Source organism: Bacillus sp. FSL M7-1020 (genome assembly GCF_038050415.1).
In the GTDB taxonomy this organism is placed as follows: Bacteria; Bacillota; Bacilli; order Bacillales; family Bacillaceae_G; genus Bacillus_A; species Bacillus_A toyonensis.
This window is the reverse complement of the sequence record NZ_JBBOTW010000002.1, coordinates 341262-362364: the sequence shown is the minus strand read 5'-3', so window position 1 is coordinate 362364 and position 21103 is coordinate 341262. Positions and strand designations below refer to the sequence as shown.

Genomic DNA, 21103 nt, shown 5'->3' with positions numbered 1-21103 from the left:
ACAGTGCTCCCAAAACGAAATTTTGTGCTAACTGGTAAGTAAAAAGCTCATTTTTTCGTTTTGGAGTATTCACTTTGCTTGTTTTGATATTGATAAACTGGTACCCCTAAATCTAAACTACCCATTACCCCCTATAATCCAAATAAGAGGAATAAAAAATACTAACACGTTTAACATTATTCCGATTTCCGCCCAAATATTTTTATTTTCTGTATATGATAAAACAGCTAAGATAAATCCAATTGCACAAAGAAATGTTGTTGAAATAATCGAAGCTCCAAATAATGCAGTTAATAGGATTCTGTATTTAACATTAATAAAACATATGATTAATAAAATAGGTATTAAAATTGATATGCTTATTTTTATGCTACTTTTTTTCATCAAAATATCCCTTTCTAAAATAGTATATGAAGAGAGCACAAATCGAAGGTTCTTTATAGGGTTACGGTCAGCATTTCGGAAAAACCCACAAGTGGAACAAGTAATAAAAAGTAAATTTTATTCCTACATTAACTAGGTGTTACTAAACAAACATATCTATTATCACATGCTATTACATTGATATAAATATTTAAAACAAGACATAAAATTCAGATAATAAAACTTATAAACATTTCATAGTCTTGCAAAAGACGTAAAATTATATGAGAACCAACAATTTGTACGGTACGGTATGGTCACAGTACTATAGCCCACAAACTTATATAGTCTGTTGTGGGAGGGATGATGGCACACCGCAATCTTGCACGTCAGCGATACTAGAAATAGACTTTGCATTTGGTAGCAAGAATCCCACTGACGTTAGTCAGCTTGTAGCTTTAGCCGTGGGAGTGTCAAAATACGCTAACTTGAATATAACAAAAGTCTTGCAAATCTATAAAAGAATAAAATTAGTGGTTCTGTTGCAAAGTTTACTAAATGAGTCTATACTCCATCGCTATCTGATGAGTATGCTATATTTGCAAAAAATCCCGATATACTTGTGACCAAGTAAAAAAGCACCCTGTAAACAGGGTGCTTCACTTCTACCTAATGACTAATATTAGCAGTTGGGTATAAAGTTGTTCCTCCAATTGAAACTTTTATTTCATTTGTTAATGGAACATTTTGTTCATTAATAATTGTTCTCCACCATTCCCATGCAAGACCTGTACATTCTCTCGCTACGATTTTTACATTTTTTGAATTTGGTGGAAGTGGTATTACTGTAGAGTAATGAACCATTTTATCTTGGTTGTTTCCTTCCCAAGTATTATGTGTTAGTACTTCTTTCCCATTTTGATTATATGAGAGTTTATTCCAATGAAGATTTCTAATGATAATTCTTGAAAAATTAAAGCTATTTTAACTCAATTCCTTTCACAGAAAAAAGAGAGAATCGCTTCCCCCTTTACTTCCATTAAAAAACTTATAAATACTAGTTTACTTTTCTATAATCTACGCGTAACTTAGCGTTTCCACTTAACTCTAAATATTCTACTTTGACTTTATGATCCCCTGCTGTAATAGGGACTGTCACCGATCTTACGTCGTTCCCTCCTATTGATCCCCAGGAATCAATAATTTTTTTATCATCTACGTATACACGGACTCCATCATCTGCCATTGCTTCAAAATAATAATTTCCTTGTTCAAATGTCTCTGTTTTTGTAAATCTTGCAGAGAAATTATCTACCTGTACTGCACCTGGTGATTTGGCCCCCCAATCAAAGTTCAATTTATCAATTCTTGCATTAGAGTTTTCTCCTCCAGTCACTATTGCAGTACCACTTAATTCAGTATTATTATAGTATTCTGCTGTCCAAGTAGGGTGTTCCACAGATTCTTTGTATGGTTCAATGTTAAACTCTAAATTACTGTTACCGCCTTCTTCTAAATACTGTACTTCTATAAGATGTACATCTTTCTCATTTTTCTTCCCAAATAATCCATTTGCTGCATTATCTTGAATGGTAATTTTTCTAGCATCTTCAACGAATCCGCCAGCTGCATAAAAACGATCGATAACAAGTTTACCATCAACAAATACACGAATACCGTCGTCAGCTTTTCCTCGAATTATATAATCCCCTGCAGGTAAGCGCTTTACTGTTGTATATTTTGCAGAGAAATTATCAGGGTTAATGCCCCAAATTGGAAATCCGGTTCCATTATCTTCAATTAGACTCTTTTCTAGGCCTTGTGGAGCAATTATTTTCGACTTATAAGGTGCCCCTACTAGATCCTTATTATTATAATAATAGGCCAACCAAGAATCAAAAGGTACAACGTGAGAAAAGATTGCTGCAATTCCCTTATTCTCTTGGAATGCTGTAGTAATATAATGGTGCCCTTTGTTTAAGTTTGTAACTAATGCACGTTGAATAACCCCAGTGGAACTATCACTCCATCCATCGATAATTAAGTTCCCATCAAAATTAACTCTTACATAATCATCTGCAAGGGCTTGGAAAAAATAGTCTCCAGCCCGTAATGTCTGCGATTGATCATATTTAGCTATAAAATCATCATTTCTAACACCAAACGGACTACCATTAAGATAATTATATTCCAGTTCCTTTTTTACCTCTTGATAAATAGAATTTGTAAGCCAACCAGTTGGGAACGGATTAATAATTTGATAATTCGAAATATATTTAGAATATTGATCATAGTTTATATGTACATCTACTGGAGTCGTATGCCAGGTATCATGAACAATTAGTTCTTTAAATTCTTCATTCAGTTCAGGAATAAAGACTTTTTGATATCCTACACCAGTCATCATATGATTTTTATAAAATGGGTCAGATTGTGTAGAGACTAAGAGTGGTCTCCCCATATCAATCTCTCCTACAAATCTATCGTATGACGGACTATTATCCTGATAAGCCTGTGGGAAATACCCAAGATTAGAAAAATATTTCCACACTACTGGAGCAACTTTAGATGTGTATGTATATCCTTTATCATCTGTTTCTAATTCAATTGCTAAATTACTTATCAATTGATCAACACTTACATTATCTGCTACTAAATTATGATATCCATGCTTATCCCAATAAGCAACTAAATTTGCTAACGCTGTAGGTGCACATCCTTTATACCAATTATAATCTGGTACACCTTCTATTTTTTTGAATTCTTCATTATCGGATGCAAGTGCAGATTTCATAAAGGTCTTATTTTTTTTGTTGGAATCATTTTTATTATTATGCTGTAACTCTTTTTCTTCCCCATTTTTTTTTGCTTCTTTAATGCTCAGCGTTTGATCCCCTGAAATGCTTGTAACATTCTCTTTTTCTTTCTTTAAATATTGAATAGGTCCTGTATATATTGCTTTTCCCTCTTCTACCCCTTTATACGGATTAGTACCTTCCCTTGTAGACTCTATAATTGGAGTACCATTTTTATCGCTGTTAACAATAATATATCCAAAATCTTTATTCTCTTTTTTCACTTGAAATACATACCCTTTAACTTTTCCCTCTAAATCATATAAAGTTTTACTTTCACTAAAATTAGCCTCTTTCCATTCCGGATAAGATTTTTTACTTATACCTTTTAAATAAAACTCTGCTTTACTTTGTGCATCTTCTTTTGTCACAATTTCTACTGTTTCTTCTGCTCTTGAATTAATTGGATCACTTAAGAAAAATCCTAATAAAAGCGCGCTAACAGAAACAAATAAACGCTTCTTATTCATACATGTTCCTCTTCCCTAAATTCTATTATTTTACATTAATATCCTGAATATACCATAAGTGATTTATTAAATAAATAGATATCGAGAATAATAGTCAGATATTTTTTTAAAATAAATATATTGAAAAAATTATGAACTTAAAATATAATACAATTTATGGTAAATACTTAGATTAATAGGGGTGGAGTTGTGAAGAAAAGTATTGCAGTTTTAGGATTATCATGTGTTTTCTTTTCTAGTTTTACTTTAACGCCAGTTTCAGCAGCGACTGAATCTTCAATCAAAGGTTCAGCAGAACAACAATTGCAAGATATAGAAAATTACGAATTATCTCCCGAACTAAAACTTCAAGCGGAGAAATTAGCTGATGAAATTGCTCAAGATACCTTAAGACAAGAGAAAGAATTAAGGCTTCGATTAAAATTACAACCATATAACTTTAGTCCAGGAAGTGATGGAGTTAAGCCAACTACTTATCCGGATCTCACCAGTGATTTTACTAGTTTAATGAAGGCCAATAAGAATCGTATGAAAGTTGTAAAAGCATCAGCTGACGAAATTGCAAAAAAGAGTAATAACCCTCTTGAAGGTGCTGCTGCATCAAGAGCTTTTAGGTATACTGTTTTTGTAAAATTAGTAAAATCAGGAGGTCCATGGGACTATAAATTAAAGTATGGATATGGGAATAAATATACTTTTGATAACAGAACATTGACTGGAGAAGACATCGGGAACTTCCACTTTGGATATGTTGGTAAAGCAATTGGTTTTACAGATTTTGAGCTTAAAGGTGGAGCTGGCGCTTATCAAATAAAAGAATGGACCTGGGAATGGGAATACTATAAAACATTTTTCGATGATCCTAGAGACCAAGAAATGATTCAACTAGGTATAGATTATTATAACAAAGGATATTAATTTATATAAATTTAAACTAAAAAAGAACAAGTTTATTTTTAACTTGTTCTTTTTTGGTTTAAAATATTATTAAACTGATATATATTCGACATTCAAGGAATAAATGAAAAAATCAATCACTAAAATCACATATTAATTAAAAGTGAAAGGACATACAAAATATGAAAAAAAATTTAACCAAAATCACAATGATAAGCGGTATTGTCTTAATATTCTATCACTTTTCAAAATGGTATTTAACTCAATTCCTTACTCCATTTGTTATGCCACTTCTTTCAATAGCAATTCATGGATGGTTTTTCATATTATTAATTTTATCAATTATACATCTTGCTAGATATAAAAATCCGAAACCTTTAATTATTCAATTAATCATAATAACTATTTGGATATATACCCCCTTTACAAAGATATATACAAAATTAGATTTTTTAATTTACAAAGATGATCGTAAACAAGTTATAGAACTTATAGAGCATAAAAAATTAATCCCTAATGTATCTTATGATAACAACCAAATTCATTTGCCTCCAAAATTTAAAGCTACCTCAAAGGGGGGAGGAGATGTAATTGTCCACTATGGAAAGAAAAATGCTTCAGTTTTCTTCTATACTTATCGTGGCCTAATAGACAATTTTTCTGGATTTATTTACTCGCCCAATGATGTAAAACCAAATGAAGACGATTTTAATAGTATCTTTAGAGATATAATGAAAATAGAAAAAAATTGGTACTATGTTACATCTCACTAAGAACACAATTATTTTTTCCTGACTTTTTCAATGGTTGCACCGATATACGCGCTCCTCTTTACCATGCCACGCGATACGTATGACGGAATCAACTTTATTCAATAGAATGAATCATTTGAAAGAGAAGGAATCTACTTAGAATGGTAATTTAGTAGGATAGGAAACCGTAAACGGAGCGTGTCTTTGGGGGCACTGACTAATCCCCCTTTTGGAATCGTATATAACGTAACTTCTTTTCCGATGCATCCTCCTAGTAAAATCAAGATCAAGAAACTAAGGAACAATCTACATTTATTGAACTACTCACCACTTAACGTCCTAACGGACTGTTTGAAGTGGGTGATTCCTGCGAACACCGATTATTCACCGGTTATCTTAGCAAGGCTCTACCCGTAGTCCTACGGTGAGAACATAAGTATCTTGTACGTTGACTCACCACACTCCCTACTTTAGCTTGGTTTTCGCAACTTCGGCAAGTGTGGGCGATAGAACGTTGAAGATTTTACGGTTGCAACGTTTTTCTGCAACCAACCTCATATCTTCAGTTTTCAAAGAGCAATCTGTACAAGTAAATGATAGCAAACATGTTGGCCTATGCCAACCGACATTCATCTCCCACCTAAAATTGGTGCTTCACACCTTCACATTTTTGAGGAAGGAGTCTTCTGTCGGAAAACGATAAAGCCCTGACCCTCTTTAACATGCAATCCAGTGAAATAATTTGTTTCAGATATGTAGAAATATGGTTTAACCAGCAATCAATGATTAGGTGTTTTTACCCTAAGTATACCTGAGTCTATTTATTTCCCAACCCGAAAGAGATAAATAGTTTTGTTCCCATTCATGAAATAGCACGATGTATGCATAATTACATATCTACTTAATTGCTTTTAGTGTTATATTTTAATAGCGATGAATGCTATTATTTCATAAGTTGTCAACAAGCGTTATGTATGTATGAGAAAAAGGAAGGAGTCAAATAGGACCCTTCCTTTTTTTCTTCCAATTAATTAAATTGCTCTCTGGTAAAAATTTAAATAGTGATGCTGATTCACAGGCGTCTAATTATTGCTGGTATGATCACTTTACCTATTGTGGCAATACTTACAAGAAGTAAGTACTCTTTTATTTACGATACAATGGAATTATTATCGTTTATTTCTCAACATTTAACATATTGAATTAAATTCCCTTTATTGTTATTATAATGGTGACAGTTTGTTTTCTAGTGCTTTAATTGAAGGACCTGATGTAATACATCAGGTCCTTCTTAATTTTCTCACTAATAAGATAATATTTTTTAACTAGATAGACATAAAAGACTTTTCGCTCATAAAAATCTACCTTTTTTAAGAGCATGCTTATGCGCTTACTCTTCCTACTTGCTATGAAATAAAGGTTTCGTTTTTGTACACCTAAATTTTCATAAACACCCCATTTATTTCAAATTCATTCTAATCTTTAATCAGATATAGCCTTAATAAGTTAGCAAATCCCTAAGTCTTAAATACCAGATATGAATATAAACAATTAATAATATATTATTAAAATTAAAATACAAAAATGTGGGACAAATTAAAATTTACACAATGCCTTAGGATAACAAGATTGTTTTCTTCTCATTTCTATAGGATTTTTGTCCGTTTTTCTGCAAAAAATTAAACTGCTACGATGATTGGCTTGTTAATTCTTTAGTTTCTTTTATCAAATATTCATAAACAAATGGAGAATAGTAGGAAACAAATAAGACCGCTAATCAAATGCACGTATAAGTGGCATATTGGTTTTTCTAATTTTACAGAATCACGATAATCAATACCTTAAAAATAAACTTCATTTTTAAAAATCTATTAAATTTGGAACAAATATATAATAATCATGTATTTGTTCCATCTAAATCTATTCCATAGGTATAATCATTATTCTCACATACTTCAACTTAAAAATTACTCACTATGCTTGTCATATTTTAATTAAATTGTTATATCTGCTACTTGTACAAAAACACTTGATTAGAATACAAACTTGCTAAATATTCTAATACTTGAAAATGGTTATTAGCAAATTTAAAATGACTAAGGTTCTATAGACTTTTTAAAAGTAATAAATAATTATAAATAAAAAGAGAAGAACCCACCATAGTTCTTCTCTTTTTATTTATAAATTTAGGGTTTTCATATCTGTTGATATGAATAGCAGTAAATTAATGGATGAATAATTTACTAACAAAATTATAACATGTTAAACAAAGGCTTTTATATGCAATATTGCATATAAAAAATTCAATTTTCAAACAATCACATATTATAAAATAACAGCTCAATTAGTTTTTATTTTATAATTAAACAGATATTGAACTACTCACCACTTAACGTCCTAACGGACTGTTTGAAGTGGGAGATTCCTGCGAACACCGATTATCCACCGGTTGTTATCTTAGCAGGCTCTACCCGTAGTCCCTACGGTGAAAACATAAGTATCTTGTACGTTGACTCACCACACTCCCTACTTTAGCTTGGTTTTCGCAACTTCGGCAAGTGTGGGAGATAGAACGTTGAAGATTTTACGGTTGCAACGTTTTTCTGCAACCAACCTCATATCTTCAGTTTTCAAAGAGCAATCTGTACAAGTAAATGATAGCAAACATGTTGGCCTATGCCAACCGACATTCATCTTCCACCTAAAATTGGTGTTTCACACCTTCACATTTTTGAGGAAGGAGTCTTCTGTCGGAAAACGATAAAAAAGCAACTCGGATTGGGGTTCGAGTTGCTTTTTTAAATAATGCTTATATATGTATTATAACATTTCGCGTAATAAATCCAATATGAAGTGACTGACTTTTCTTATTTCTCAATATTTTCAGTTTTATAAAATTACTCTTTAGCGTTTGGAAAACTATTATAATTACCAAGGTCTATTAAATTTTTTCAATAATATACTTCTTAATGAATGATAGAATGTTATACTATTTCATGAGAATAATTGCTTTTACAATTTGTTGAAAATAGATACTCAATAACTTTTGATCATCCGATGCTTTTTTCATAATATAAATTCCTCCTTTTAAAATTTTTTACCATATAATATCTTATATCTATATCTGAATACCTTTATAATACTAAACCCTACTTCGTCTTACCATTTCACCTGCAATGGAAAAAGGTTATATTTTTTCTATTTGAAACTAATTTGAAAGGATTTTTTATCAAATGAAAAATACCGTTATTCAAACTAAATCCACTAACATGATTGGAACGGAAAATAGCAATAAAGAAACAACTACAAATTCTTTACAAGCAATATTAGAAATAAAAGTTAAAGAAGGACAATATCAGGAATTTATGGATTGTATTCAACTTGAAACAAATATTGAATTTTGTTATAGAGTTACAGGAAAGACTGACTTTATTGCTAAAATCATAATAGCTGATTTGAGAGAATTAGAAGAATTTGTTGATAATTATATTTCTGTGGCTCAAATAGTATCTAATCTTATAATATTCAAAACAAATACTAATTATGATTTGACAGAGAATTAAGGTTATAAGCGACTTTTCCTAATAATAAACACCATAACTAAAAACTACACTCCTAACAATTTGGGTGTAGTTTTTTGACGATATAAATTAAGTTTAAGTCACCACTCTAAAACATAATATAAATACATTACTACACAAAATGCATAGTAAAATGGATCTAATACTCTCATATCTATATAAGGAATTAATGTTGATATTGTTTCATTTGAGAAATCTATTAATAGAGTAGTTGAAATTTAATTGCTTATTTGAATTGGAATTAGGAAATGATATTGACTATTTTAATTATAATTAAAGACGAACTAAAAGAAATGAGCACTGTATAATACAGTACTCATTTCTACATAGTTATTTATACGTTGTTTCGACGTTATAAAATTTACTTCATTAGCTATTCTTTTCATTTAATACGCTACTATTAAAATGATTTCGGAGCAACTTCTTGTTGTAAAACCTCTATTTTCTTTCTATGATTTAGTTCGTTAAGATAAATTACCATCATAGTAGCGGCAACAACCGTACCTATCACTCCAAACAGATGGCCTGCATTCATAATCCCAATCCATTGAATAGGTAATGCTAATGATAAAGGTAAAGCAGCTTTGGTAAACTGGAATGCTAGTGTAGATCGACTTGACCAAATAACCGTTTCTTCTTTTGTTTTAATAAAGTCAAACATGACAGTTCTTTGATTGATACGTGAACGATTAAAAACAAAACCAAGCATAAATGAAACGGCAATTGCTAAATACCAGGAATGTACTAATCCTAAAGTAATATCAAAAACAGCAATTAATAGAAAAATTGACCTTGGAATAAATTTTTCAAATTTCCCAACAAGTGTAGCTAATAAAGCCCCTAAACCTGCTGCAGCACTAACAAATCCATACTGCATAGGATCCCAACGATATACATCGTGAAATAAAATTGGTACTAAAAAATTAAATGAGGCAAGTTGTATTGTTAAAACAGCAATACCAGTAATTGTAATCCATAATATTTTTGAATTATCTATTGGATTTATTTTTTCAATATGATTTGATACAGGTTTTTTATTTTGCTGAACATCTTTACTTTTTAATAGAGGCATTAGAAGAGGTAAAAATACCCCAATACCTAAAGAGAATGCTAAACCATAAAGTACATTATTAAATCCACCTACATTCATCATAAATCCTGCTATTGCGTTCCCACCAAATGCTCCAATTTGTATTGCAGTTTGTAACATATTTGAAGCCTTTCCTGCTGGAATTTCTCCTGATAATACCATTTGAGACATATAAGTTTCCAAGCTTTGCGTAGATAAAAATAAAATAATAGAAAAAACACCTGCAAAAATATATAAAGTAAAAACATTGATATGCTCACTATTTAAAAGACTTATTATAATCAGAATAATACCGATGCAACGGACACCAGAGAAAATTAACAATGGACTTTTTGTTAACCACATCTTAAGACTTTTCGAATATTTTTGCATAAAGAATGGTAACAAACTCATTAATGTTAATATAATTCCTAAATGAGTAACTGATCCCCCTTTATCCAAAATTGTCCAGGTTAGAGTTACCGTTAACATACCTTCCCCACAAAGAGTCAGCGCCAATAGTACTATAAATATAAATTGAATTGGCATTATACATTCCTTCTTTCTTATATCGGTTGTTTGACCTTAAATTTGTTTTAACTTGTTTAAAGAAAGGGATTTGGAAAATACATAACAAAATTGCACATTGAAAATATTCTGTTATATCCGCCCTAAATACTATTAGATTGCTATTTAAATACTGTAAACAATCCAATCACTCTTATTTGCTTTTTGTTTTTTATAGAAATTTTGGGCAACTATATTATCTTTTGCGGTAACCCATTCCATATATGCATAATTATTGTCTTGGACGTACTTTTTACAAGTATTAAATAACATATCCCCAACACCCAATTTTCTATAATTAGGGATAACAAATAAATCATTTAAAATCATTGCTCTTCCCATACTTAACGTACTGAAAGTGGTATATAAAGTAGCAAATCCTACTGGCTCTTTATTAACCGTACAAACGTAGAATAATCCCAAATCTTTATTTTTTATTATCGTATTTACTAATGTATCTAAAGAACTTTTTTCATGCACAGGTTTTTCATAGAATTCCATATACATTCTAATTAAATTGATAACAGTCTCTCTATCATCATAGGTCGCTTCAAAAATTTCAATATTCTCGAGATTGTTCATAGTCTTTTCTCCCCTTATACTCCAGTAATCATTTTCGCTATTCTCTTACCAATACCAGGAGCCAACTTTACTCCACCACCACTCCAGCCAGTTGCAACGATTAAGCCTTGTGCTTGTGGAAATTGTTCTATAATTCCTCGATTATCTGATGTATATGCATCAAAGCTTCTTCTTCCACCTATAAATAATTTTTTATTTAGATATGGCAATCTATTTTTTGAATTTTGAAGCATTTCTTCAAAGTCATTTGGGTCAATTGACATTTTTTTGTCCGGATCAATATCATACTTATCTACTGGATATCCTACTAGAGAAGTACCTAGATTATCAGGTCTGCCATATAATCCAGTACTATCATCTATAAAAATTGGATGGTCTGTTTGTCCTATTCCATCAAAGAAATGAATTTGAATAATTTTACTTCTTACTGGAATTTTAATGCCTATAGTATCTAATATATTTCCACTCCAGGCTCCAGCTGCAACAACAACATGTTTACAATGTATAGTCCCATAGGAGGTTTTAACACCTACAACACAGTTATTATCCATTAGAATTTCTTTCACTTCGATTCCTTCACAAGCTAATGCACCTTTAGTTCTAGATGTTTCAATCCATGTATTCGTGGCTAACGATGGGCTAATGTACCCTGCTTGTTCCTCGTAAGCCACACAGCTGTTTTTAGGGAAATTTATAAATTTAAATTCTTTCTTTAATACTTCAGGTGAAAGGATACTAATTTTATGCCCAGATTTTTCAAGTTCTCCAATTTGCTTTTCCATTTTTATATGTTGTGTTTCATTTTCAACATATAACATTCCAGTCTGCTTAAATTTAACCTCTTCACTAATACTAAAAAAATCATTTATTCCTTCTTTTGCTATTTCAGTTAGATAAGGATCATTATGATAGACCCTTATAAAACCTCCGGATTGGCCTGTTGATCCACTACTAAAGGAATTTTTCTCTAATAAAATTGTATTTGTAATATTTTGCTTGGTTAAATAATATTGTATAGCTGCACCAATAATGCCGCCGCCAATAATAACTACATCAGCTGAATGTTTTATGATAATTCACCTCAACAAAAGATTTATCAATAACTTGTGCAATTATCCATGAAGCTCCTAAACGATCTCCATTGCTTGAAAATTTAATTGTAGAATTACCTGTTGCTAATTCATTAATTAAGTTATCTACATTAGATTCAATACATTCTAATAGATACGAAGCTGCAAGAAATGATGTTTCTACATAATCTTCTTTTGCTTTTATGGTAAAAGCATCGTTAGAATAATCTTGGGCTAATTCTATAAATTCATCTACATAAGAATCATCTGAAGCTATAAAAATTCCTTTATACCCTCTCATCCTTAGTTCCCTTAGATAAGTTGCGGAGTTAAAGTGTGTCCCAGCAAAGAATATTGCATCGCTATGCTTATTATTTTCACTATTAAAATCTTCAATTCTAGTAACTTCTTTAAATAAAGAATTTGCACTTTGATACAGTAAATCTGCTAGGCTTTTCCCGTAAAATGTTTCATCGGAAACTGCCGTAATCGTTTGAATATCTTTAGTTTTCAAAAAATTAATAACAGTTTCAGCTTGTACCAAATCATTAGAACAAAACCTATATACTAATTCCTCGCTATTAAGCGTAACTTCTAAATTAGTTGATGCAGGGACTAAGAATGGAATTTTCGCCTTGGAATAAAACGGTATTGCTTTTAAAGCACATGCACTATTAAAGTGTCCAATTACAGCAACAACCCCTGATTCAATCATTTTATTAGAAATATCTTTGATGGTATTTGGATCTCCTTTATCATCTTGATAAACCCATTCAATGTTATCAGCATAATTTAGCTTCGCACGATTTACACCCTCAATTAACATTTGTCCGTATACAGACCTAGGACCTGAAAAAGGGCCTACTACTCCAATTTTTATTTTCTCTTTCATAATTTGAGCTCCCTATATATTTTTTATTAGGAAATATGAGGAGGTAAGTACTACCTCCTCATATTATCAAATATTCTGAAGATAAAAACTGTCGTTTGTTTTTGAAAAATAATTCTCTTGAAGATCCACTTTCTGTCCAGCAGGCAAAAAGCTTACTTCCTCATCCAACTGCATGTCAACATTAAATCCCAAATCCCCCCATAGCATTTTACCAAATGTAGGCATGATTGGGCTAGAAAATATTGCTAAAATTTTTGCAGTATATAATTCTAGTGCAATAGCAGTATTTCTTCTTTGTTGATTATTCTTTAATACCGTTAAAAATTCTTCTCCTGCCGAGAATTTTTTAGCAATTCTCACTAATTCGTTTAATAATCTAACTACCTTTTGCGGTGAAAATGTATTTGGTTCATATGCATTCATAATTTCATTCATAATTCGATTTACATGTTGATAATACATTAAATAGTTACCTGATAGTGTCTCTAATTCTGGAGCACCATTTGGAAACTCTGCTTCTAACTTGCATTTTAAATCATGTAACCATGATTCCCATTCTTGGTTTAAATTCTTATCTACAATATGATTAAATTCTTCCATAGTGAAGTTTGTTTCAACTGTTTCCGGTCTACTATAAGATAAATAATACCTTACAACATCATGTGAAGCATTTTCTAATAATTCTTTGCCCCATACAGCATGTCCCCTGCTTGTTGAAAACTTAAGACCCTCTAGTTGATAAAATTCATTTGTTATCATTGTTTTAGGAAGATTTATATCTTCACTATATGCTAGCCAAATAGCTGGGAAAAGCACTGAATGGAAATAACCATTATCATATCCAAAGAAATTAATGATAGTCGTATCTTGATTATTCCAAAAATCCCTTAACGTATACGAAAGATTTTTATCCTGAATTAATTCGTTTGTCGCAGATAAATATCCAGGTGCCATTTCAAACCATACATATATAGTTTGATTTTCATATCCTTCTACCGGAACTGGAATTCCCCAATCAGATACATGTGAAATAGGAATATCAGGCAAATCCTCATCTAGCATTCTCTCACATAATGCCGTTAGATGCGGCCCTATTTTTAATTCTTTGTAGTACTGTTTTAATTGTGTTTTATAATTACTTAATGGGAAAAATAGTTGTTTAATTTTAGATTTCTCTGGTTCGCTGCCACAACATTTACAAGTTGGGTTTAATAAATCTATACACAAATTAGGTCTACCACATTTTTCACAAGCGTTGCCATCTGATAATTCATCACAATGTGGACAATTACCTCTCACATAAGCTTCATAAAGGTGCTTATCGCATTGCTTACAGAATAGAATGTCGACTTCTTTTTCTACTAATTTACCTTCATTCCACAGTTTTTCAAAAAACTCTTTGACAAACTCAATATGGAATGTTGAAAAATGAGGTTTTACAAAAATATCCGGATTAATTTCTGCTAGTCTTAATGTTTTTTCAATTTCATTAGCAAAATGATCTGCCGTTTCTCTAGGGGATTTTTCTAATTGTCCCGCCTTAAACGGCACATAGCTTTGATGATCATCTGCCCCACTCATATAAAAGACTTCATTTCCTTTAAGTTTTAAATATCTAGTTAAAATGTCAGCTCCTGTATATGGACCAGATAGGTGCCCCACATGTAAATCACCATTAGGTGTTGGTGGTGTGGCCGTTATTAAATATTTCTTTTTACCTGAATCTAACTTCTTGCTATTTTTTTTACTAAAAGCATTTTCCCACCATATGGTGAAGAATATCAAATTTTCATCTGATGTATTTTTCAAACTATGTTCTTCAAATGGTGGAATGAAGATGGCGTCCCCTTGCGTAACAGGTTCTTCTTTTTTACCCACTTTAACTATTCCTTCACCCTTAAAGATAATAAAAGTTTCAACTTCATGATGTCCATGAATTTTAGAAATTTCTCCAGGTTCTATGATTCCCCACATTGCACCAAATGGTGAATCATACAATTTATTAGAATGCGGAAATAATCGTTGACACATAATATCATATTCATTTGTGAAAATCTGTGGATTTATCTTTTCAATATGCATCTTTAGACCCCCTATATTATGAAACCACGTTTTTAGTTTTTTCTTCTGTTAATGAATTATTTTCTTGTACAGTTTTTAAAATTTCATTTGATCGAATAGATAAATTAGATAATAAAGTGTCACTCAGTCCATGAGTGCTTTCATTTACACCTTGCAAATAAATACCCGGTTTAAATTTATCAGTTGTTTCTAAACGATAATTTCGGGAAACTTCAATATTATCTGAAATGTATGAGTTAAGATTTTTTAATAAAGGATGGTTCTTTCTACTTTCGTACCCAGTAGCAAGAATTACAGCATCAGCTTCAATAACAACTTCTGTATGTTTAACTATGTCTTTGTAATAAACAACCGCTTTATCAGACAGTGTTTTTATCTCCGTTAATTCTAAAAATGGCTTTATTCTAAAACGATCTTCTCCATGAAATTTTTGGTTATATAAAGCTTTATTAATTTGGCTTATTAAACTTCCATCCGCAGCTGCATAATTAGTATCACTGTGGTGTTTTAATAAAGCATCTCGATTTTTTTCTGGTAAAGAATAAATAAAGTCAATCATATTAGCGTCAAATATACGATTAACAAGCTTACTTTCATTTACAGCTTTATATGAGAAAGGTCTCATCGTTGCCGTAATATCTGATTTCGGATAATTATTGATTAGATGGAAAAATAATTCAGCTGAACTTTGTCCAGATCCTACAACTAAAAACTTATGAGCATCATTTTGATTAAAGTTATTAATTTTGTTTTTAAATTGACTTGAATGAAATACTCTACTATTATTCATTTCAATATTTATTGGCGTTCTTGGTGTTCCACCCGTAGCCAAAACAATATTTTTAGTAATATAGCTCTCTAATTGATTAGTTTTTGTATTTTGCACAATAACTTCTAATAATTCGACAGAATCTTCAGACACAATAGGGTCTACTGAAATTACTGTTCGACTATAATAAACATGTTCTTCTAATTGAGAAGCAACCCAAGACATATAATCATTGTATTCAAGTCGTGACGGATAAAACTCTGAGAGATTAATAAAATCGCTTAGTCTTTCATTTTCATGTAGATAATTTAAAAAGGAGAATTTACTTTTAGGATTTTTTAGAGTTACAAGGTCTTTCAAAAATGAAATTTGAATATTTGTATTATCTAAAAGCATCCCCGGATGCCATTGATAGTGCGTTTTTTCTTCCAGAAAAATTCTTTCCATTGAATTATTTTCTTCTTCAATAGCAGTTGCTAAAGCTAGGTTCGCTGGCCCAAATCCAATTCCAATAACGTCATAGATTTTATTATTCATTTGACTCGTCCTTTTCGTTTTTTTTTAAAATTCTCGTATATAATTTTATTTTTATAGTTTTTTTATATTTTTAAAAATATTTCCAGAAAAAGTTTTATTTAGACATAGTAACTTTCTTACTTAAAAGTTCAGTGATAAGTTCAATTGTTGTGTTGACAGTAATATTATCCTTGTCTAATATAGGGTTTATTTCCGTGAACTCTGCCGCTACTAAGTTTGTATTATTTCTTAGCATATCAATTGCCTCTTTTGTATCATCTAAACTTAAACCATGTGGAACTGCCAATCCTCCTCCAGGAGCAAATTCAGGATCTAATGCATCTAAATCAAATGTTAGATGAACTGCATCTGTATTATTATTGAGAATCTTAATTGCCTTTTCCATAATACTTTTTATTCCTTGTTTTCTCACATCTTCTGCTGTAAAAATTGTTACTCCTAAATTTTTGAGAAACTCTTCTTCCCCTGGGTCTAAATCACGAATTCCTATTTGTACGATATTCTTTGGATCAATTTTTGTTTCTTTCTCTAGAAAATCTTTAAATTTTTCGTTACCGTATCCTAAGAGAATTGCTAAAGACATCCCATGAATATTACCAGAAATCGATGTTTCAAATGTATTTGCATCCCCATGAGCATCAAACCAGATTACTCCCAATCGTGGTATTTTTCTAAGAATTCCAGTAACAGTACCAATTGCAATACTATGATCTCCACCTAAAACTAATGGGAAATGCCCTTCTTCTAATTCGTTCTCAACTGTCGAAGCAATATTTTTACATATATCAATTACTTCATTTGAAAACTCTTGTTTGACAATTCCATAATTTTTATTATTGGTTGAAGGAAGAGAAATGTCTCCTAGATCAACAAAATCAATTCCGATTTCAGTTAATTGTTTCGACATACCGCCATATCTTACAACATATGGTCCAAGGTCAACCCCTCCTATACTAGCTCCGAAGTAAGTAGGTGCTCCCAAAATAGATACTTTTTTATTCATAATATTTTCCACTCCATTTCTATAAGAATACACATAGGATTACTAGGTTTTGAATTGATACTATTAAATCATTTATCGATAAATCTAGCGGTTATATTCCTCATTTAAAACAAGGAATATAACAACCAGATTTACTTAAGTTTTTATGCATGAACCGGAATTTCTAATTCTATATCTAATTGATTATCTAATACTCTAGCTCTTTGGCGCAATTTTTCTACATCAGATTTATCATTATATGGTGCTCTTAATGAAAGTAAGCCCGTTATATCAAATCCTTTTGGAGCATGATATACTTCAGATCCTACTTTTGCTACAGGATAGTAAGCCTTATACTCTGGCTGTTCAGCAACAATTCCCAATTCATTTTTCTTTATAATTCCAGATCTATATACAAATTTAATACAAGTACAAGATTTGGGTGTTGTAGATCTAGTTAAGAAGAATTCCATAATATCCCCTTTACAATCTAATAAACCAAGAATATTAACGGCTACTAAATCAATTCCATGTACATCACGTATATTACGATAAACATGCCCACCACTGATTCTAGTACTAAATTCTACAACTTTAAAATTCCCTTGCGTATCTCGGCGTAGTTCTACATTAAATAAACTGTTTTCAATAGCTAATTTTCCACATATTTCTTTAGCAATTTTAACAACTATGTCTTCATCTACACCAACATACGGTAAAGTGTATTCATCTTCCTCGAAATATGGGCCCATCATTTTATTTTTATTGTGAATTCCACCAAGGTAAAATTCTCCATTTAAAACGACTCCATCAACTGTAATTTCTTCACCAGTCAGAAATTCTTCTACTAATGCCACACATTGTTGCGTTTGGTTAAAGTAGAATCCTTTATTTGTTTTAGAAAGATTAATAATTTTTTCTAATGAATTATTCAATTCTTCTAAGTTGTTAACTAAATATACAGATTCGCTACTAGCAGCCATAGTAGGCTTAATGATTACAGGGAAAGGAATATTTTCTATTTCTTTCTCTGCATCCTCTATAGAATTAACTTTTGCAAATTTAGGACTAGCAATAGAATGCTTTAACATAAATTCTCTCTGCTTTGATTTATCTCGAGATGTCGTAGCAGCTTCAACAGATAATGCTTTATTCCCAAAGCGTTCATTAATTTTAGCAGTTAAGACAATATCAGTTTCTTGCCAAGTTACAAAAAAGCTAATTCCTATATCTTTTCCTTTTGTAAAAATATAATTTTCAGCATCTATTTCAGAAGCCTCTTCAAGTACAATTACTTCTTTAAAGCGCGCATCCATTGTTTTACTTGGTACACTCGTAAACAAGTAAAGTTCATCAGATATTCTTCCTGCAGTTTCAATATGATCACCATGAATGCTATAACCTTTTCTCATGATGATTCCAATTTTTTTATTTTTCATATGTAATCTCCTTTTCTTCTCTGTATATCTTGATATCACGTTGTAATCGTATACTAAAACTTTTAATTGTTCAATAGATTAGAAATATTTAGAAATATTTTCCCGTAAATATATTTTTATGTAAAAAAACACTAAAAATTCCCAAATTAAAAGTCATACAACTAGATATTTTTACTTAAGAAAAACAAACAAGAATTCATTAAAACGCCGTAAAGTTTACCTTTTTTAAACATAAATTTACTTTTTTTAACATTTATGTTTTTTTCTATTGATTATTATTTATTGAAAAAGTTTATTTTTCTTTAATGGAATAACATACCTGCCTATAATTAGTTGTTGTCTAATTTAAACAAACTTGATAAAAAGACATTTATTTTTACCTTTCTTATTATGCAATTATCGTTGTAATTAAAAATCTTTTTCGCAAGAGTATTCAGCAGGTGCAAAGAAAACTAGTACCGTGAGATCTTCTTCAATAGTATGAAATCTATGTTTCATGTTAGCCTTTACATAAATAATAGAACCAGATTCCACAAAAATATTTTCACTCTCTACTTCAAGTTGTGCTCTGCCATTGATAATATAATATACTTCATCTTCTGTATGTGGTTGTTGCATATCTAAAGATCCTGCTTTCAATTCATAAATTCCCATACTTAGATCCGTTTCATGCAAAAATTCATAATAATTTTTGTCTATATTTCTTTTTTCTCTTAAAATCTGTGTAAGTTGATAATTTTTCATTTGCTATCCTCCTAATGTTATAAAATTCTAGAATCAATTAACTTAGTTAACTTAATAAAAGGAATATATCAGGTATAATCTAAATTCCTTTACATGTGTCTAAAGAATTAATTAAAGATATATAAACTGCCAGCATAACAAAAAGAGATAGAAATAGTCCTATCTCTTTTCTACATAAAGGCCATGCTTACAGATTATCCTTTCATTTCAAATTTAATTTTAATAGGGGAAATCTTAATATTCAATCTCTAAAATATTTTCTCAATATGTATAATTTAATCTTTAATTTATACTATAGTTAACTCTATTTTTAACACGTTATCCAAATATATGGTGTTTTCTCACTCTTATGTAGGATATTAATTCAAGGATCACACCGAGATGAATTTATTATCAGTATTTTCAATAAATCCTTGAATGAACTATCTATTTTTCCTTACATATAATACTTCTTATCAGATATCGCGCCTTGTATAACAAAGTACTAGATAATATCTTCTTGTTTTACTTTATCTTTAACCTTTTATTATAATCCGTAAAATAAAGAAGCAATGTATGTACTAATAACATACCTAACAATCTTAATTATAAGCAGTCTTGTGAACTATAAACATCAAAGAGGATGCTGTACGCATAGTAGTAGTATAAATACCCTGAAACAAGGGGATTCATTCGGTTTTGTTAAGATTAATTCGGCGGCTATTAAAAATAAAAATTAACCAAAGTAAATACTACCGAGTATTGGGTAGTTCATATAACCATTCCGTAATATCTATAGAAATTGAAAGGAGATAAATACATATGAAAAAAATGAATTTCATTAGATCACTTATACTTATATTCACAGTTATAGCTTTAGGAGCATGCAAAGATGCAGAACTCAACAATTCACTAAATTGGGATGTGCAAAAGTTCTCATTTACAGATCAAAATGGGAAGCAATTTGGATCAGCTGAGCTATATGATAAAATTTGGGTAGCTGATTTCTTCTTTACAAGTTGCCAAACAGTTTGTCCACCTATGACAGCCAATATGGCAAAACTCCAGAAAATGTTGAATACGGACGGGATTAAAGATGTAGAATTTGTATCATTTAGTGTGGATCCTGAAGTAGACACACCAGAAAAAATAACAGAATTTATGAAGGTCTATGAAATGGATGGAAATAGGACTCATTTCCTCACGGGATATAAAAGAGCAGATATTGAAAAGTTTGCTAAAGAAAACTTCCAATCACTTGTAACTAAGCCAGAAAATGATACACAAGTTATACATGGTACAAGTTTTTATCTGATTAACAAAAATGGAAAAGTTCTAAAAAAATATTCAGGTGTCGAAAATACTCCTTATGACGAAATTGTTCAAGACATTAAAAAAATTCGATAAATAATGATATTTCGGTGACATTTCTAGCAGATGATCGTATTTCACTAAAAGTAACGACAGGATGTG

Annotated in this window: 16 protein-coding genes; 4 read left to right on the top strand and 12 right to left on the bottom strand. The window is 30.8% G+C overall.

The window, feature by feature from the left end; translation table 11 throughout:
* Nucleotides 1-117 precede the first annotated feature (117 nt).
* From MHB70_RS28390 to MHB70_RS28380, 3 genes are all read right to left on the bottom strand, one after another.
* Nucleotides 118-384: an amino acid carrier protein gene (locus tag MHB70_RS28390; protein ID WP_154698704.1), complete on the bottom strand. Its 267-nt coding sequence runs from the start codon at nt 382-384 to the stop codon at nt 118-120.
* 648 nt (nt 385-1032) lie between these two features.
* Entirely contained in the window at nt 1033-1326 is a 294-nt protein-coding gene (locus MHB70_RS28385) for a thiol-activated cytolysin C-terminal domain-containing protein (RefSeq protein WP_371399365.1), read from the bottom strand.
* Nucleotides 1327-1420: 94 nt separating this feature from the next.
* Nucleotides 1421-3688, bottom strand: a complete 2268-nt coding sequence (locus MHB70_RS28380) for a PA14 domain-containing protein (protein ID WP_061530611.1) — start codon at nt 3686-3688, stop codon at nt 1421-1423.
* A gap of 189 nt (nt 3689-3877) precedes the next feature.
* Between MHB70_RS28380 and MHB70_RS28375 the strand changes: the two genes are divergently transcribed.
* From MHB70_RS28375 to MHB70_RS28365, 3 genes are all read left to right on the top strand, one after another.
* Complete coding sequence (locus MHB70_RS28375) at nt 3878-4606, top strand: polymorphic toxin type 44 domain-containing protein (RefSeq protein WP_061530610.1); 729 nt, start codon at nt 3878-3880, stop codon at nt 4604-4606.
* Nucleotides 4607-4767: 161 nt separating this feature from the next.
* Nucleotides 4768-5358, top strand: coding sequence for a hypothetical protein (locus MHB70_RS28370; protein WP_061530609.1), 591 nt, complete (start codon nt 4768-4770; stop codon nt 5356-5358).
* 3212 nt (nt 5359-8570) lie between these two features.
* Nucleotides 8571-8900, top strand: a complete 330-nt coding sequence (locus MHB70_RS28365) for an Lrp/AsnC family transcriptional regulator (RefSeq protein ID WP_000799648.1) — start codon at nt 8571-8573, stop codon at nt 8898-8900.
* Nucleotides 8901-9318: 418 nt separating this feature from the next.
* Here MHB70_RS28365 and MHB70_RS28360 read toward each other — a convergent pair whose 3' ends face one another.
* From MHB70_RS28360 to MHB70_RS28320, 9 genes are all read right to left on the bottom strand, one after another.
* The gene (locus MHB70_RS28360; protein WP_001122312.1) at nt 9319-10536 is read right to left on the bottom strand and encodes an MFS transporter; all 1218 of its coding nucleotides are present in this window, start codon (nt 10534-10536) and stop codon (nt 9319-9321) included.
* A 144-nt stretch (nt 10537-10680) separates the two neighbouring features.
* The gene (locus MHB70_RS28355; protein WP_001061015.1) at nt 10681-11136 is read right to left on the bottom strand and encodes a GNAT family N-acetyltransferase; all 456 of its coding nucleotides are present in this window, start codon (nt 11134-11136) and stop codon (nt 10681-10683) included.
* A gap of 14 nt (nt 11137-11150) precedes the next feature.
* Entirely contained in the window at nt 11151-12179 is a 1029-nt protein-coding gene (locus MHB70_RS28350; protein ID WP_080451901.1) for an NAD(P)/FAD-dependent oxidoreductase, read from the bottom strand.
* Nucleotides 12180-12189: 10 nt separating this feature from the next.
* Nucleotides 12190-13098, bottom strand: coding sequence for a branched-chain amino acid ABC transporter substrate-binding protein (locus MHB70_RS28345; RefSeq protein ID WP_000659947.1), 909 nt, complete (start codon nt 13096-13098; stop codon nt 12190-12192).
* 66 nt (nt 13099-13164) lie between these two features.
* Nucleotides 13165-15180, bottom strand: coding sequence for a class I tRNA ligase family protein (locus MHB70_RS28340; protein ID WP_000546771.1), 2016 nt, complete (start codon nt 15178-15180; stop codon nt 13165-13167).
* A gap of 16 nt (nt 15181-15196) precedes the next feature.
* Nucleotides 15197-16486, bottom strand: coding sequence for a lysine N(6)-hydroxylase/L-ornithine N(5)-oxygenase family protein (locus MHB70_RS28335; protein ID WP_001060359.1), 1290 nt, complete (start codon nt 16484-16486; stop codon nt 15197-15199).
* A 94-nt stretch (nt 16487-16580) separates the two neighbouring features.
* Nucleotides 16581-17489 carry an arginase gene (gene rocF / locus MHB70_RS28330; RefSeq protein ID WP_001036991.1) on the bottom strand — a complete coding sequence of 303 codons (909 nt, stop codon included), beginning with the start codon at nt 17487-17489 and terminating at the stop codon, nt 16581-16583.
* Nucleotides 17490-17632: 143 nt separating this feature from the next.
* Nucleotides 17633-18907 (bottom strand): ATP-grasp domain-containing protein, encoded by a 1275-nt coding sequence (locus MHB70_RS28325; protein ID WP_000791265.1) that lies wholly within the window; start codon nt 18905-18907, stop codon nt 17633-17635.
* 408 nt (nt 18908-19315) lie between these two features.
* Nucleotides 19316-19651, bottom strand: coding sequence for a cupin domain-containing protein (locus MHB70_RS28320; RefSeq protein ID WP_000800967.1), 336 nt, complete (start codon nt 19649-19651; stop codon nt 19316-19318).
* Nucleotides 19652-20452: 801 nt separating this feature from the next.
* Between MHB70_RS28320 and MHB70_RS28315 the strand changes: the two genes are divergently transcribed.
* The gene (locus tag MHB70_RS28315; protein ID WP_061530547.1) at nt 20453-21037 is read left to right on the top strand and encodes an SCO family protein; all 585 of its coding nucleotides are present in this window, start codon (nt 20453-20455) and stop codon (nt 21035-21037) included.
* Nucleotides 21038-21103: the final 66 nt, after the last annotated feature.